The following is a 13840-nucleotide window of genomic DNA, read 5'->3' on the forward strand; positions in this document are numbered from 1 at the left end:
CCGCGCGGTAACATCGCTGCGCCATGGAGATGAATGCGACATACACGAGTCTGGTCGCGGTCGGCGACTCCTTCACCGAGGGCATGTCCGACGCGCTGCCGGACGGCTCCTACCGGGGCTGGGCGGATCTGCTCGCCGCCCGTCTCGCCGCGCGGGAACCGGGGTTCCGCTACGCGAACCTCGCGGTGCGCGGCAAGCTGATCGGCCAGATCGCCGAGGAGCAGGCACCCCTGGCGGCCTCGATGGGTGCGGACGTGGTGACCCTGGTGGGCGGCCTGAACGACACCCTGCGCCCCAAGGTCGACATGGGACGGGTGCGCGGCCACCTGGAAGCGGCGGTGGAGACCCTGGCGCCCGCGTGCGGGCAGCTCGTCCTCATGCGCTCGCCCGGCCGCCAGGGGCCCGTGATGGAACGTTTCCGCCCGCGCATGGAAGAGCTGTTCGCCATCATCGACGAGCTGGCCGCGCGGCACGGCGCTCTCGTCGTCGACCTGTACGGCGCCCCCGTCCTCGGCGATCAGCGGCTCTGGCACGCCGACCGGCTGCACCTCACGGACGAGGGCCACCGCAGGGTGGCCGAGGCCGTGTGGCAGGCGCTGGGGCTGCCCGCGGAGGAGGACTGGCGCACGCCGCTGCTCCCTTCGCCGCCGCCGGGCTGGGCGACCCGGCGCGTCCACGACGCGCGTTTCGCCCGCGAGCACCTGCTCCCCTGGATCGGCCGCCGCCTGACGGGCCGCTCCTCGGGCGACGGCCGCCCGGCGAAGCGGCCGGAACTGCTGCCGTACGGCGCCGCGACGGACGAACGGCTCCCGTGAGCAGCCCGGTTCACGGGCGCCCGGCCCCGGCCCGGCCTCGTAGCAAACCACAACCGGCCGCGGGTCACCCACCTGCGTGAACGCACAGCCGAAGCGCAAGTAGAATCCCTTTACGTGACTGCCAAGCCCCGCATCCCCAATGTCCTGGCCGGCCGCTACGCCTCCGCGGAGCTCGCCGTCCTGTGGTCCCCCGAGTACAAGGTGACGCTGGAGCGGCGGCTGTGGCTCGCCGTGCTGCGCGCCCAGAAGGACCTCGGCATCGAGGTGCCCGACGCGGCCCTCGTCGACTACGAGCGCGTCCTGGAGCAGGTCGACCTGGCCTCCATCGCCGAGCGCGAGAAGGTCACCCGGCACGACGTGAAGGCCCGGATCGAGGAGTTCAACGCCCTCGCCGGTCACGAGCACGTGCACAAGGGCATGACCTCCCGCGACCTCACCGAGAACGTCGAGCAGCTCCAGATCCGGCTCTCCCTGGAGCTGGCCCGCGACCGCACCGTCGCCGTGCTGGCCCGCCTCGGCAAGCTGGCCGCCGAGCACGCCGAGCTGGTCATGGCCGGGCGCTCCCACAACGTCGCGGCGCAGGCCACGACCCTGGGCAAGCGCTTCGCGACCGCCGCCGACGAGCTGCTCGTCGCCTACGGCCGCCTGGAGGACCTGCTGGAGCGCTACCCGCTGCGCGGGATCAAGGGCCCGGTCGGCACCTCCCAGGACATGCTCGACCTCCTCGGCGGCGACACCGCCAAGCTCGCCGACCTGGAGCGGCGCATCGCGGGCCACCTCGGCTTCGCCCACGCCTTCACCTCGGTGGGCCAGGTCTACCCGCGCTCGCTCGACTACGACGTGGTCACCGCGCTGGTGCAGCTCGCCGCCGCCCCGTCCTCGATCGCCAAGACGATCCGCCTGATGGCCGGACATGAGCTGGTGACCGAGGGCTTCAAGCCCGGCCAGGTCGGCTCCTCCGCGATGCCGCACAAGATGAACACCCGCTCCTGCGAGCGCGTGAACGGCCTCATGGTCATCCTGCGCGGCTACGCCTCGATGACCGGCGAGCTGGCGGGCGACACCTGGAACGAGGGCGACGTCTCCTGCTCCGTGGTCCGCCGCATCGCGCTGCCGGACGCCTTCTTCGCCTTCGACGGTCTGCTGGAGACCTTCCTGACCGTCCTGGACGAGTTCGGCACCTTCCCGGCCGTCGTCGCCCGCGAGCTGGACCGCTACCTCCCCTTCCTGGCCACCACCAAGGTCCTGATGGGTGCGGTACGGGCCGGCGTCGGCCGCGAGGCCGCCCACGAGGTCATCAAGGAGCACGCGGTGGCCTCGGCCCTCGCGATGCGCGAGCAGGGCGCCGAGCGCAACGAACTGCTCGACAAGCTGGCCGCCGACGCGCGCATGCCGTTGGACCGCGCGCAGCTCGACGCCCTGATGGCCGACAAGCTGTCCTTCACCGGCGCCGCCGGGGACCAGGTCGCCGTGGTGGTCTCCCGCATCGAGGAGATCACCAAGCAGCACCCGGAGGCCGCCGGCTACACCCCGGGGTCGATCCTCTGACCCCCGAAGAGCTGGCCGCCGCCCGCGACCGCATCCTCCCGGATGTGGTCGCGGGCGGTTTGCGCGTCCTGTTCTGCGGGATCAACCCGGGCTTGATGTCCGCCGCCACGGGCCACCACTTCGCCCGCCCCGGCAACCGCTTCTGGCCGGTCCTGCACCTGTCGGGCTTCACCCCGCGCCGCCTGGCCCCCGCGGAGCAGGAGGAGCTGCTGACCTACCGGCTGGGCATCACCAACGTCGTGGCCCGCGCCACCGCCCGCGCCGACGAACTGAGCGCCGAGGAATACCGCGAGGGCGGCCGCCTCCTGACCGCGAAGGTGGAACTCCTGCGCCCCCAGTGGCTCGCCGTGGTCGGCGTGACCGCCTACCGCACGGCCTTCGGTGAGCGCGGCGCCAAGATCGGCCCGCAGGAGCGGACCATCGGCTCCACCCGGATCTGGGCCCTGCCCAACCCGAGCGGCCTCAACGCCCACTGGACCGCCCACACCATGGCCGAGGAGTACGCCCGCCTCCGCCTCGCCGCCGAGACCGGAACCGGGGCTGAGGGTGGGGCTGAGACCGGGGCCGGGGCTGAGACCGAGGCGGACCGGTGACCACCCCGGGCCCCCAGCCAGGTACGCCCCTGCTCTTCCTCGACGTCGACGGCCCACTCATCCCGTTCGGCGGGCCCCCACCCTCCCACCCCACCAGCCCTCCCCCCTCCGCACCGCCCGACGAGGGCAGCGCGCACCCCCTCCTCCACCGCCTCGACTCCCGCCACGGCCCCCGGTTGTCGGCCCTGCCGTGCACCCTGATCTGGGCCACGACATGGATGGCCGACGCGAACACCGACCTCGCACCCCGGCTCGGCCTCCCACCGTTGGAAGTGATGACCTGGCCGGAGCCCTCGGGCACGGACCCCCAGGCTGAACGGGACAGGCAGGCGAACCAGGAGGAAGACGACCTGCGCAGGGGTCTCCACTGGAAAACACGCGGGCTGGTCGCGCGGGCGGCGGGGCACCCGTTCATCTGGGTCGATGACGAGATCACGGACAGGGACCGCGCCTGGGTGTCCGCCCACCACCGGGGCTTCGCCCTGCTGCACCGGGTCGACCCCCGCCAAGGCCTCACCGACGCCGACTACGCCACCCTCACGGACTGGCTCCGCCACCCGTCCCTTTAGCCTCCCCGGTGGACTCCCGCAGGGAGCTGAGCGGCCCACCGGTCCGTCATCGGTGGGGAATCAGTTCCAGGGCGGATCCATTCCCGGCCCGGTCGGTTCTAGGGCGGGTCGATGACGGTCACCGCGGCCATCAGTTGCGGTGAGTGGTCGGCCCCCCATTCCGCCGCGTACACGGCCACCCAGTGCTCGCCGGCCCGCCACACGTGCACGTGGTCGGTGGTTCCGCTCATCTCGCCCCACGGTTCGGGGATCTCTTCCCCCGCGGCCACCCGCGCCAGCAGGCTCCCCAGGTGGAACACCTGCGCCTCCCCCCACCGCTCCGTCAACCGCTGGGTGAGGGCGCCGTACTCGGCTGAGATCTGTTCTGCGCCGGCTATCCGGTCGGCCGCGTCCTCGTCTCCGTACCAGTGGCTCTCACCCAGCTCCACGAGGTGGTAACCCGGACCGCTCCGTTCGGTCACCGATCTGCTGCGCGCCGCGGGGAACCCGCGTGTCCGGAGCCGGTCGATTGCCTCGAGATGCGCTGCCGTCGTCATGTCGTCAGTATCCCCAGCAGCACTGACAACTGGCCCGGCGTCACGCGTCCCGCCTGCGGACGGTGATCCAGCCCGCCCCCAGCGCTGCCGCCGCCCATAGGGCCATGACGCCCAGCCCCGCCCACGGCCCGAGCTCTCCCTGCGGATGCGCACTCAGCACCAGCTGCCCGGCACGATCCGGCAGGTACTGCCCGAGCCCACCCGCATGGTCACCGAAGACGAACGAGATCAGCAGGACGAAGGGTATGAGCAGGCTCAACACCGCTGTTCCGCTGCGCAGTACGGCGGTCAGTCCGGCTGCGAACAACGCCATGAGGGCGAGGTAGAGGCCGCTGCCGACGATCGCCCGGACCGCACCCGGATCGCCCGGGCCGATGGCCTGCTCCCCCATCAGGGCTTGACCGGCAAGGAAGGTGGCAAGGCCGGTGAGCTGCCCGGCCACCAGCGCCAACCCGGCGATGACCACGGCCTTGGAGAGGTAGAAGCGGCTCCGGTTCGGCACGGCGCCGAGAGTGATCCGCAGTGCCCCGTTGTGGAACTCCGCTGCGAACGCCTTGGCGCCGAAGGTGATGGCCGCAATCTGCCCGAAGCTGATGCCGTAGAAGGCGAGCCGGAGTGGATCACTTCCGGCCCTCGCAGCCTCCGACGGGCCGATGAGCGCGTTCATGAGGACCTGTATCCCGGCGGTGGACACGAGTATCGCGACGAGTGCCCAGAGCGTGCCGCGCAGCGACCGTATCTTGATCCATTCCGAGTGCACGACGGGGATGATGGGGAGGGCGGGAGCAGTCATGGCCGGTTCTCCAGTCACGGTGTTCGGGGTGTTTTGGTGTGCATCGTTCACGGGTGTCCGGGCTCGAGCGTCCGGGCTCGAGCGTCCGGGCTCGAGCGTCCGGGCTCGGGTGTCCGGGCTCGGGTGTCCGGGCTCGGTGTTCGGACCCGAGTGCCCGGCTGTTCGGGTACGCGGCTGTTGCGGCAGGCTGTCTCGGTGCCAGCGGTCAGCGCGAGCCAGACGCGAAGGGAGTCGACTCCGCGGTGAGATCGAGGTAGGCCTCTTCCAGGGAGGCGCGCTCATCCGCCAGTTCAAGGACCGGTATGCCTTCGCGCGCTGCCAGGGTGCCTATCCACTCGGCCTGGACGCCGTCCACGGTCCAGCGCCCGTCCTCGGCCTGCACCATCGAGAGCCCGTCGGCGGCCAGGACCTCTGCCATGCGACCTGGATCCGTGGTGCGCAGCCGCACCCTCGGGGTGCTGCGCGCATCGATGAATGCCTTCATCGATGAGTCGGCGAGCAACTTTCCCCGGCCCAGGACGACCAGGTGTTCCACGAAGGACGCGGTCTCCGCCATCAGGTGGCTGGAGACGAGGACGGTCCGGCCCTCCGCCGCGAGCTGCCGGAGCAGTTCGCGGATCCAGATGATGCCTTCGGGGTCGAGGCCATTGGTCGGCTCGTCCAGGAGCACCACCCCGGGATCGCCCAGCAGCGCAGCGGCGATGCCCAGGCGCTGGCGCATGCCCAGGGAGAAGGTCTTGACGCGTCGACCGGCGACCGGGGCCACGCCGGCCTGTTCGAGTACCTCGTCGACCCGGCGGGCCGGGATGCGGTTGCTGACCGCCAGGGCCAGCAGATGGTCGCGGGCGGTACGCCCTCCGTGCGCCGCCTGCGGGTCCAGGAGTGCCCCGACGCGGAGCAGCGGGTCGGGGAAGTCGGTGAACATCCGGCCGCCGATGGTGGCGGTGCCGGAGGTCGGGCGGTCCAGGCCCAACAGCAGGCGCATCGTGGTCGACTTGCCTGCTCCGTTGGGCCCGAGGAAGCCGGTCACGCGACCGGGCAGCACCTCGAAACTGAGGTAGTCCACCGCTCGAACGGTGCCGTACTCCTTGGTGAGTTCGCGGATCTCGATGCTGTTCATGACTCAAGGCTGGCCGCTCGGTCCTGGTCGTTCCTCCCCCGCACGGGGGGAAGCCCTCCCCCGCACGGGGGAGAAGCGCCGCCCTGCCTAGACTCGGCGCGTGAACACCATCAAGTGCACGCAGTGCGGTGCCGTCGGGCTCGAACAGGGATTCGTCGAGGACACCGGAGAGCACTCACGGGGATACGCGCGCTGGATCGCCGGAGCGCTGGAAATCGGCATCTTCGGCGGGGCGAAGCGGATGGGCCGGCCGCGCTGGCAGATCGACGCCTTCCGGTGTCCGGACTGTGGCCACCTCGAACTGTTCGCGCGCGAGCGCGTCTGACGTGGTCCCGGTGCGGCCCCGACGACGACTCCTCCCCCGCCCGGGGGTCCCCGTCTCCCCCGTGCGGGGGTGACGCGCCTGATCGGGCGGCTGCCACGATGACGGCATGTACCGACTGCTCCGCGCACCGTTCAAGGCGGTGACCTACACACGCTGGTTGCATCTGTGCGTGCCCATCCTCATCGTGGCCGTGTGGATGTTCATAGCTCCCCACGCGCCGTGGGTGCCTCTTCTCCTCGTCGCGCCGTTCGGCCTGGTGCCCTGGGTTCGTCTCGCCGAGGGACTCCAGGCGCGGTTCCTCCTGACCGCCCAGGACCAAGGCGACGACAGCACGATCAGTACGTCCCCTTCGGCGTCCTGGGGTGACCGGTGGCGGACGATGCTGTGGCTGGAGATACGGCTGGTGGTCTCCTCGGCGACGCTCTTCTCGTCCTCGTTCCTCCCGACGGTCTCGGTCGATCTGGCCCTCGCCGCCCTGGGTCGTCCCTCCGCGCATCCGTGGGTGCCGCTGGACGTACCGGGCTGGGCATCGGCCGTGCTCATCCCCGTGCCGCTGATCCTGCTCATCGTGACGGTCGTCCTGCTCGGCGAGATGATCACCGCGATCGCGGGCAGCCTGCTCGGGCCGTCCGCTGCCGAGCGGCTCACGGCGCTGGAGCAGCGGACGGAGCAGTTGCTGGAGCGGACCCGGATCGCGCGCGAGCTACATGACTCGATCGGTCATGCCTTGACCGTCGCGGTGGTGCAGGCGGGTGCGGCCCGTGCGGCCGGCAGTCCGGAGTTCACCGAGCGGGCGTTGTGCGCGATCGAGGACACGGGGCGGGCCGCGCTGGAGGATCTGGAGCGCGTGCTGCTGGTGCTGCGGGAATCCGCGCAGCCGCCCTCCCAGCGTCCGACCCTTTCGGAGGCGGACCGGCTGCTGGAGTCGGCCCGTGCGTCGGGGGCAGCGGTGGACAGCGAACTGCGCGGCCCCTTGGGTGGGTTGCCCGGCCCGGTCACTCGTGAGGGGTACCGGATCCTTCAGGAGGCACTGACGAATGTGCTGCGGCACTGCGGGCCGGTGCCGGTGCGGGTCCGGGTCGAGGTGACGGGCGAACGACTCGACCTGGAGGTCACGAACCCGCTGCCGGAGGGGCCGACCCTGATGTCGGGCAGTGGCACCGGGCTGCGGGGAATGCGCGAACGGGCCGCGCTGCTCGGCGGCACGGCCGACACCGGTCCGCACGAGGGCAATTGGAGGGTGCGCGCCCGGCTTCCGCTGGAGCGAATACGCTGACCGGATGCCGGTTACCGTACTGCTCGTCGACGACGAACCCCTGGTGCGAGCGGGTCTGCGCGCCGTCCTGGACGCCCAGTCCGACATCGAGGTGGTCGGCGAAGCCGCCGACGGGGCCGCCGTGGTCCCACTGGTTCGCCGGCTGCGGCCGGACGTGGTCGCGATGGACGTCAGAATGCCGTTGCTCGACGGCATCGAGGCGACGCGGGCCGTCCTCAAGAGCATCGACAACCCGCCGAAGATCCTCGTCGTCACGACCTTCGAGAACGACGAGTACGTCTACCAGGCTCTGCGTGCCGGGGCGGACGGGTTCCTCCTGAAGCGGGCCCGGCCCTCGGAGATCGTCCACGCGGTGCGCCTGGTGGCGGAGGGCGAGACCCTGCTCTTCCCGGCGGCGGTGCGCGCGCTGGCCGCCGAGTACGGGAACCGCCAGGCGCGGACCATGCTGGAGCGGGCCGCGCTGACCGAGCGGGAGGAGTCGGTGCTGCGGCTGATGTCCCGGGGGCTGACGAATGCGGAGATCGCCGGGGAGCTGTTCGTGGGGGCGGAGACCGTGAAGTCCCATGTGAGTGCGGTGCTGGCGAAGCTGGGGGCGCGCGACCGGACGCAGGCAGTGATCATGGCGTACGAATCGGGGTTCGTCGCCCCGGCCTGAGGGCACAGAGAGGAGGAGGTGATTCCGGCCTATGGGGGGCCGCTTCTCGCCGTCGCCCGGGGTGCGCAGTACGATCCGGCTGAACAGGCGCGCTAGCTGGGAGGACACACGTTGGGGCAGCTGACCGGCGGGGACCCCTCGCTGCTCCGGCGGATCAATTCCGCCGTGGTCTTGCGGGCGCTTCGCGCGGCCGAATCACCGACCCTCACGGATCTCACCCGACTCACCGGACTCTCCCGGCCCACCGTCGAGGGAGTCGTCGAGGGGCTCATCGGCACGGGGCTGGTCACGGAGGCCGAGGCCGGGGACGGTGCCCGCAGACAGGGGCGGCCCGCCAGACGGTTCCGGTTCCGCGCCGAAGCGGGCCACCTGCTCGGGATCGAGATCGGCTCCCACCGGGTCTCGGCCCTGCTCTCCGGGTTGGACGGGCGGGTGATCGGGGCCGGTACCAAGCAGGTCGCCGAGTCGGCTTCGGCCGACGAGCGGCTCGACCGGGTCCGGGCGACGGTCGCGGACCTGCTGCGGCGAGCCGGGGTACCGAGGGACGCGCTCCGCGCGGTCGGCGTGGGCAGCCCGGGGATCGTGGAGGCGGACGGCACCGTCCGCCTGTGCACGGCCCTCCCGGGCTGGACCGGGCTCCCCCTCGGTGAACGACTTCAGCGGTCCTTCCGCTGCCCGGTCCAGGTGGAGAACGACGCCAACGCGGCGGCGGTCGCCGAGCACTGGAAAGGGGCGGGCCGGGACACCGATGACCTGGTGTTCGTCATGGCGGGCCTCAGCCCGGGTGCCGGTTCGCTGATCAACGGCCGGTTGCACCGGGGCTTCGGCGGCGCGGCGGGCGAAATCGGCGCGCTGCACCTGCTGGGCCGCGAGGTGACGCCGGAGAAGCTGCTGTCGACCACCGGTGAGCCGTTGCATCCGCTGGACGAGCAGGCGGTCGCCGCGGTGTTCACGATGGCCAAGCAGGGCGACGAGGGGGCGGTGGCCGCGGTGGAGCGGTTCATCCAGCGGCTCGTGCACGACGTGGCGGCCCTGGTGCTGGCGATGGACCCGGAACTCGTCGTGGTCGGGGGGTGGGCGGCCGGGTTGGACGGCGTACTGGACCCGCTGCGGCGCGAGCTGGAGCGGTACTGCCTGCGGCCGCCGCGCGTGGCCCTGTCGCTCCTCGGGGAGGCGGCGGTGGCGACCGGGGCGTTGCGGCTGGCGCTGGACCAGGCGGAGGAAGAACTCTTCGCGATCGAGAAAACGGTCACGGCCCGCAGCCGCGGCTGACCCCGGGGCCAACGTCCTGGCGGGCGCCCTGGTTGACCGGGCCGACGACGGCCCGCCCCGGCACGCTGCCCGGCCCGGCCCCGCCGCCGGGCGTGCCACGGGCGGCCACGGAATGGAGCCGCCTCGGGCGGGTACAGGGGGCGGGGGCAGGGCGAGCCGGTGCGTGAGCCCGCTCATCGCGCTCGCCAAGCCTGTTCACCGGCCTGCTAGCGGCCGGGACACCACACCCGCAGTCGAGCGCAGCCCAGCCCGCCAAGCCGCCGGGGACACCGGCCCTCCGCGCACAGAGCCCCGCGCGCCCGGCCTGCCGCGTCCCCGGGCCCCCGTCCCGCACCGCGAACCCCAGCGGGGGCCCGACGCTCCGGGCCCGGCGGCCCGAGTGACCGGCGGCCCAAGCCGAGCCCCACGGCCCACACGAGCCCCGCAGCCCGAAGCCGCACCGCCGCGCGGCCCCAGTGCCCGCCCGCCCGCCGACCGTCAGGAGGCGACGCGCGTGTCCGGGTCGTGGCTTATGCGGACGTCGCCGGAGTCCCCGAAGGTCAGTCGGCAGGTGTCCGCACGGTAGGTCGCGACCGAGACCGCCGCGGTGCCCTCGGCCGTGAAGTAGCGGGTGGTGACCAGCAGCACCGGGGCTCCGGGCAGCCGGTCGAGTTCCCGGGCGTCGTCGGCGCGGGCCGAGCCGAGTTCCACGGACCGGTCCTGGCCCTCCAGCACCAGGCGCTGCAGCTCGCGCAGCACGGCGCGGGCGCGGGCGGGCCCGGCCGGGGCGTCTATGCCGGAGAGCCCCGGCACCGACGAGCCGGGAACGTACAGCAGCTCGGCGGCGACCGCCTGGCCCTGGGTGACGCGGGTCCGGCGCACCGTGTGCACGGTCCGGTCGGTACCGAAGGGGACGGCGGAGGCGGTGCCGAGGAGCCTGGCGACGGCGGCGCCCGGCAGGGTCTCGGCGGCGTCCACCAGCTCCCACCCGTCGGCCTCACCGGGCCAGACGTGTTCGGTGGTCCCGACGGCGACGCCCACCCGCGGCGGGGCCACGGTGGTGCCGACGCCGCGCCGGCGCTGGAGCCTGCCTTCGAGTTCCAGCTGTTCGAGGGCCTGGCGCAGGGTCGCGCGGGCCACGCCGAAACGGGCGGCCAGGTCACGCTCGTTGGGCAGGACCTCGCCCACGGCGAAGTCCTGGTCGAGCGCCTCGCTGAGCACGGTCTTGAGATGCCAGTACTTCGGCTCCGGCACCGATTCGAGCTGCGTGGTCCCCACCCTGACTCCTCCTGCTGCCATCGCCGCAATCGCCGTGTTCCAGCGGCAGTTCCGCGCCTTTGTTTATTAAAGGTCCTTGCACTATCCCTGCGACGATAGGACGGTGCCTGCACTTGGTCAAGACCAATGCTCATCCCCGAGGCGGGCATAAGGGGTATTCGTATCAAGCCGTTCACAGGATGTTCTCGGCGCTCCGGGCGGCCGGTGGCGAGGGCTTGTTGCGGGGCACTACCGGGCGGTAGTCATTACTGACAGCGTGTCTCACAAAGCCCGCAGCGCCCACCGCCGCACCCGAGGAGCAGCATGACCGCCACCGCCTCCTTCGCCGTCGAATCCCCGCTCGGCCCCCGCACGGCGACCGTCAGCTACGAACGCGAGGGCGCGGGGGAGCCCCTCCTGCTGCTCCACGGCATCGGGCACCACTTCCAGGCCTGGCGCCCGGTCACCGGCATCCTGGCCGCCGACCACGACGTCATCGCCGTGGACCTGCCCGGCTTCGGGGCTTCCCCGGCGTTGCCGGAAGGGGTCCCCTACGACCTCGCGACCGTCGCGCCCGCGCTCGGTGCACTCTGCGCGGCCCTCGGTGTCGAGCGCCCCCACGTGGCGGGCAACTCGCTCGGCGGTCTGCTCGCCCTCGAAATGGCGCGCCTGGGCCTGGTCCGCTCGGTGACCGCCCTCTCCCCCGCCGGCTTCTGGAGCGAGACGGAGCGCCGGTATGCCTTCGGGGCCCTGCGCGCCATGCGGGCCGGGGCCCACGCCCTGCCGCTCCCTGCCGTGGAGCGGCTCTCTCGCAGCGCCGCGGGCCGGGCCGCCCTCACCGGGACCGTCTACGCCCGTCCCGGCCGCCGCTCCCCCGCCGCGGTGGTGGCCGAGACCTCGGCCCTGCGCGGGGCCGCCGGCTTCGAGCCGACGCTGGCCGCGGGTGGCGCCGTACGGTTCACGCGGGACGTGCCGGGCGTGCCGGTCACCATCGCCTGGGGCGAGCGCGACCGGTTGCTGCCGCGACGGCAGGGCCTTCGCGCCAAGCGCGCCATCCCCGGCGCGCGGTTGGTCCGGCTGCCGGGCTGCGGTCACGTCCCGATGAACGACGACCCCGCCCTCGTCGCCCGGGTCATCCTCGACACGGCGCGCACCCCGTTCCCGACGGCCGTCACCGGCTGACGGCGTCCGCCCCCGCCCCGCTCCGACCGCCGACCCCCGGCGCTCCAGCCACCGCCTCCCAGCCACCGCCTCCCGGCCGCCGAACCACCCTCAGACGGCCCGGCCGTGCCCCACCGGCCTCTGTTCATCCACGGTTCGCGTGCGCGACGCGGGCGGGCCGGTGTGCCGGCGGCACACTGGTCCGGCCCGTGCGAGACGACCGGAACCCTGGAGGCGCAACCGATGCCGCACACCCGCCGGACCCTGCTCACCGGTTCGCTCACCGCGTCCGCCGCACTGGCCCTTCCGCTGGGGTGGTCCGCCCCCGCGTTCGCCCGGTCCGGGCGCCCCGCCATGGCGTGGGGCACCCAGTGCGGTGAGGTGACGGAATGCTCAGCGCTGGTCTGGACGCGGGCGGACCGGCCCGCGCGGATGTACGTGGAGACCTCGCCCACCGCCTCGTTCCGCCGCGCGGTACGCCGCCACCCCGGCCCGTTGCTCGGACCGGCCACCGATTTCACCGGCACCACCGCCCTGCGCGGCCTCCCGCCGGGCGAGCAGGTCCACTACCGCGTGGTGGTGGCCGATCCGGACGACCCCCGGCGTTCGGGCGAACCGGCGTACGGCACCTTCCGCACCACGCCCGTCTCGCGCCGCTCCGGCGTCCGCTTCCTGTGGTCCGGGGACCTCGCGGGACAGGGCTGGGGCATCAATCCGGACCTCGGCGGCTACCGGGTCTTCGACGAGATGCGCCTGCGCGACCCGGACTTCTTCCTCTTCAGCGGGGACACGATCTACGCGGACGGGCCGATCCAGCCGAGCGTGACGCTGCCCGACGGCCGGATCTGGCGCAACGTGACCACCGAGGAGAAGGCGAAGGTCGCCGAGACCCTGGCCGAGTTCCGCGGGAACTTCCGCTACAACCTCCTCGACCGCAACCTCACGGCCTTCAACGCGCAGGTCCCGGTGATCGCCCAGTGGGACGACCACGAGGTGCGCAACAACTGGTACCCCGGCCAGCTGCTGGACGACCCGCGCTACACCGTCAAGCAGGTCGACGTACTGGCCGAGCGCGCCCGCCGCGCCTTCGGGGAGTACCTCCCTGGTCTGGCGGTCGATTCCGGCGCCCGCGCGGAGGGCCGGGTCCACCGCGTCGTCCGGCACGGTCCGCTGCTCGACGTCTTCGTCCTCGACATGCGCACCCACCGCAACGCCAACTCGCCGGGTCGTCAGGTGACCGACCCCGTCGGGATCCTGGGCGCCGAACAGCTGGCCTGGCTCAAGCGGGAGCTGTCCCGCTCGCGCGCCACCTGGAAGGTGATCGCCGCCGACATGCCGCTCGGCATCGTCGTTCCCGACGGCACGGCCGACTTCGAGGCGGTCGCCCAGGGCGACCCGGGCGCCCCGCTCGGCCGGGAGCTCCAGATCGCCGACCTGCTGCGCCACATCAAGCACCAGCGCGTCACCGGCACCGTCTGGCTGACCGCCGACGTCCACTACACCGCCGCCAACCACTACGCCCCCGAACGGGCCGCCTTCCAGGACTTCGCGCCCTTCTGGGAGTTCGTGTCCGGGCCCGTCGGCGCGGGCGGCTTCCCGCACGGCCGGCTGGACGCGACCTTCGGCCCCGAGACGGCGTTCGTGCGGTCGGCGCCGGTGGCCAACATGTCGCCGGCCGAGAACCCGCCGTACTACGGGGAGGTCGAGATCGACGGGGCGAGCGGGGAGCTGACGGTGCGCCTGCGCCGCCAGGGGGGCGCCGTCCTCTTCACCAAGACGCTGCGGCCGGGCCGGGTCCGCCAGTAGCGGGTGGGCCGGCAACCGGGGCGGCCGTTGGGCCGATGCCAGGTGCGCCGCGAGCCGGAAAACAGGGCGAAATCGATCGGATCGACACTTAACCAGTCGGTCACAAACCGTTCGTGATCACGCAACACCCCACCG

At 72.6% G+C, this 13840-nt stretch carries 14 protein-coding genes; 10 read left to right on the forward strand and 4 right to left on the reverse strand.

Annotation, left to right across the window (positions count from 1 at the left end):
* Positions 1 to 23: 23 nt before the first annotated feature.
* The 4 genes from AC0693_RS25645 (at position 24) to AC0693_RS25660 (ending at position 3525) form a co-directional block, all read left to right on the forward strand.
* A complete protein-coding gene (locus AC0693_RS25645) occupies positions 24 to 815 on the forward strand; it encodes an SGNH/GDSL hydrolase family protein (protein WP_468471234.1) in 792 nt (263 codons plus the stop codon).
* A 114-nt stretch (positions 816 to 929) separates the two neighbouring features.
* Positions 930 to 2363: an adenylosuccinate lyase gene (gene purB / locus AC0693_RS25650; RefSeq protein WP_478803001.1), complete on the forward strand. Its 1434-nt coding sequence runs from the start codon at positions 930 to 932 to the stop codon at positions 2361 to 2363.
* Complete coding sequence (gene mug / locus AC0693_RS25655) at positions 2360 to 2956, forward strand: G/U mismatch-specific DNA glycosylase (RefSeq protein ID WP_469336373.1); 597 nt, start codon at positions 2360 to 2362, stop codon at positions 2954 to 2956. The genes purB and mug overlap by 4 nt, the downstream gene beginning before the upstream one ends.
* On the forward strand, positions 2953 to 3525 hold the full coding sequence (locus AC0693_RS25660; RefSeq protein WP_478803002.1) for an HAD domain-containing protein: 573 nt from the start codon (positions 2953 to 2955) through the stop codon (positions 3523 to 3525). The genes mug and AC0693_RS25660 overlap by 4 nt, the downstream gene beginning before the upstream one ends.
* Positions 3526 to 3623: 98 nt before the next feature.
* Here AC0693_RS25660 and AC0693_RS25665 read toward each other — a convergent pair whose 3' ends face one another.
* The 3 genes from AC0693_RS25665 to AC0693_RS25675 form a co-directional block, all read right to left on the reverse strand.
* Positions 3624 to 4061: a hypothetical protein gene (locus tag AC0693_RS25665; RefSeq protein WP_478803003.1), complete on the reverse strand. Its 438-nt coding sequence runs from the start codon at positions 4059 to 4061 to the stop codon at positions 3624 to 3626.
* A 40-nt stretch (positions 4062 to 4101) separates the two neighbouring features.
* Positions 4102 to 4854, reverse strand: coding sequence for an ABC transporter permease (locus tag AC0693_RS25670; protein ID WP_478803004.1), 753 nt, complete (start codon positions 4852 to 4854; stop codon positions 4102 to 4104).
* A gap of 205 nt (positions 4855 to 5059) precedes the next feature.
* Entirely contained in the window at positions 5060 to 5974 is a 915-nt protein-coding gene (locus AC0693_RS25675) for an ABC transporter ATP-binding protein (protein WP_478803005.1), read from the reverse strand.
* Between the two features lie 100 nt (positions 5975 to 6074).
* Here AC0693_RS25675 and AC0693_RS25680 point away from each other — a divergent pair, with 100 nt between their 5' ends.
* The 4 genes from AC0693_RS25680 to AC0693_RS25695 all read left to right on the forward strand — a co-directional run bounded on the left by AC0693_RS25680 (position 6075) and on the right by AC0693_RS25695 (position 9502).
* Positions 6075 to 6299, forward strand: coding sequence for a hypothetical protein (locus AC0693_RS25680; protein WP_356405677.1), 225 nt, complete (start codon positions 6075 to 6077; stop codon positions 6297 to 6299).
* A 106-nt stretch (positions 6300 to 6405) separates the two neighbouring features.
* A complete protein-coding gene (locus AC0693_RS25685) occupies positions 6406 to 7575 on the forward strand; it encodes a sensor histidine kinase (RefSeq protein WP_469336320.1) in 1170 nt (389 codons plus the stop codon).
* A gap of 4 nt (positions 7576 to 7579) precedes the next feature.
* Positions 7580 to 8230, forward strand: coding sequence for a response regulator transcription factor (locus AC0693_RS25690; protein WP_356405673.1), 651 nt, complete (start codon positions 7580 to 7582; stop codon positions 8228 to 8230).
* Between the two features lie 111 nt (positions 8231 to 8341).
* Positions 8342 to 9502 carry an ROK family transcriptional regulator gene (locus tag AC0693_RS25695; RefSeq protein WP_356405671.1) on the forward strand — a complete coding sequence of 387 codons (1161 nt, stop codon included), beginning with the start codon at positions 8342 to 8344 and terminating at the stop codon, positions 9500 to 9502.
* 477 nt (positions 9503 to 9979) lie between these two features.
* On the opposite strand, the gene AC0693_RS25700 is transcribed toward AC0693_RS25695, so the two are convergent.
* Entirely contained in the window at positions 9980 to 10759 is a 780-nt protein-coding gene (locus AC0693_RS25700) for a GntR family transcriptional regulator (protein ID WP_356405669.1), read from the reverse strand.
* 303 nt (positions 10760 to 11062) lie between these two features.
* Between AC0693_RS25700 and AC0693_RS25705 the strand changes: the two genes are divergently transcribed.
* Together AC0693_RS25705 and AC0693_RS25710 are read left to right on the forward strand one after the other, a co-directional pair.
* Positions 11063 to 11920: an alpha/beta fold hydrolase gene (locus tag AC0693_RS25705; protein WP_478803006.1), complete on the forward strand. Its 858-nt coding sequence runs from the start codon at positions 11063 to 11065 to the stop codon at positions 11918 to 11920.
* 222 nt (positions 11921 to 12142) lie between these two features.
* On the forward strand, positions 12143 to 13705 hold the full coding sequence (locus AC0693_RS25710) for an alkaline phosphatase D family protein (RefSeq protein WP_478803007.1): 1563 nt from the start codon (positions 12143 to 12145) through the stop codon (positions 13703 to 13705).
* Positions 13706 to 13840 lie beyond the last annotated feature (135 nt).

The sequence above is a fragment of the Streptomyces sp. NPDC043876 genome, assembly GCF_056435825.1.

Bases quoted from the DNA above. Each gene is read 5' to 3' on its own strand.
- AC0693_RS25665 (WP_478803003.1), bottom strand. From the start codon at position 4,061: ATGACGACGGCAGCGCATCTCGAGGCAATCGACCGGCTCCGGACACGC.
- AC0693_RS25690 (WP_356405673.1), top strand. From the start codon at position 7,580: ATGCCGGTTACCGTACTGCTCGTCGACGACGAACCCCTGGTGCGAGCG.
- AC0693_RS25675 (WP_478803005.1), bottom strand. From the start codon at position 5,974: ATGAACAGCATCGAGATCCGCGAACTCACCAAGGAGTACGGCACCGTT.
- AC0693_RS25685 (WP_469336320.1), top strand. From the start codon at position 6,406: ATGTACCGACTGCTCCGCGCACCGTTCAAGGCGGTGACCTACACACGC.
- AC0693_RS25705 (WP_478803006.1), top strand. From the start codon at position 11,063: ATGACCGCCACCGCCTCCTTCGCCGTCGAATCCCCGCTCGGCCCCCGC.
- AC0693_RS25710 (WP_478803007.1), top strand. From the start codon at position 12,143: ATGCCGCACACCCGCCGGACCCTGCTCACCGGTTCGCTCACCGCGTCC.
- AC0693_RS25670 (WP_478803004.1), bottom strand. From the start codon at position 4,854: ATGACTGCTCCCGCCCTCCCCATCATCCCCGTCGTGCACTCGGAATGG.
- AC0693_RS25645 (WP_468471234.1), top strand. From the start codon at position 24: ATGGAGATGAATGCGACATACACGAGTCTGGTCGCGGTCGGCGACTCC.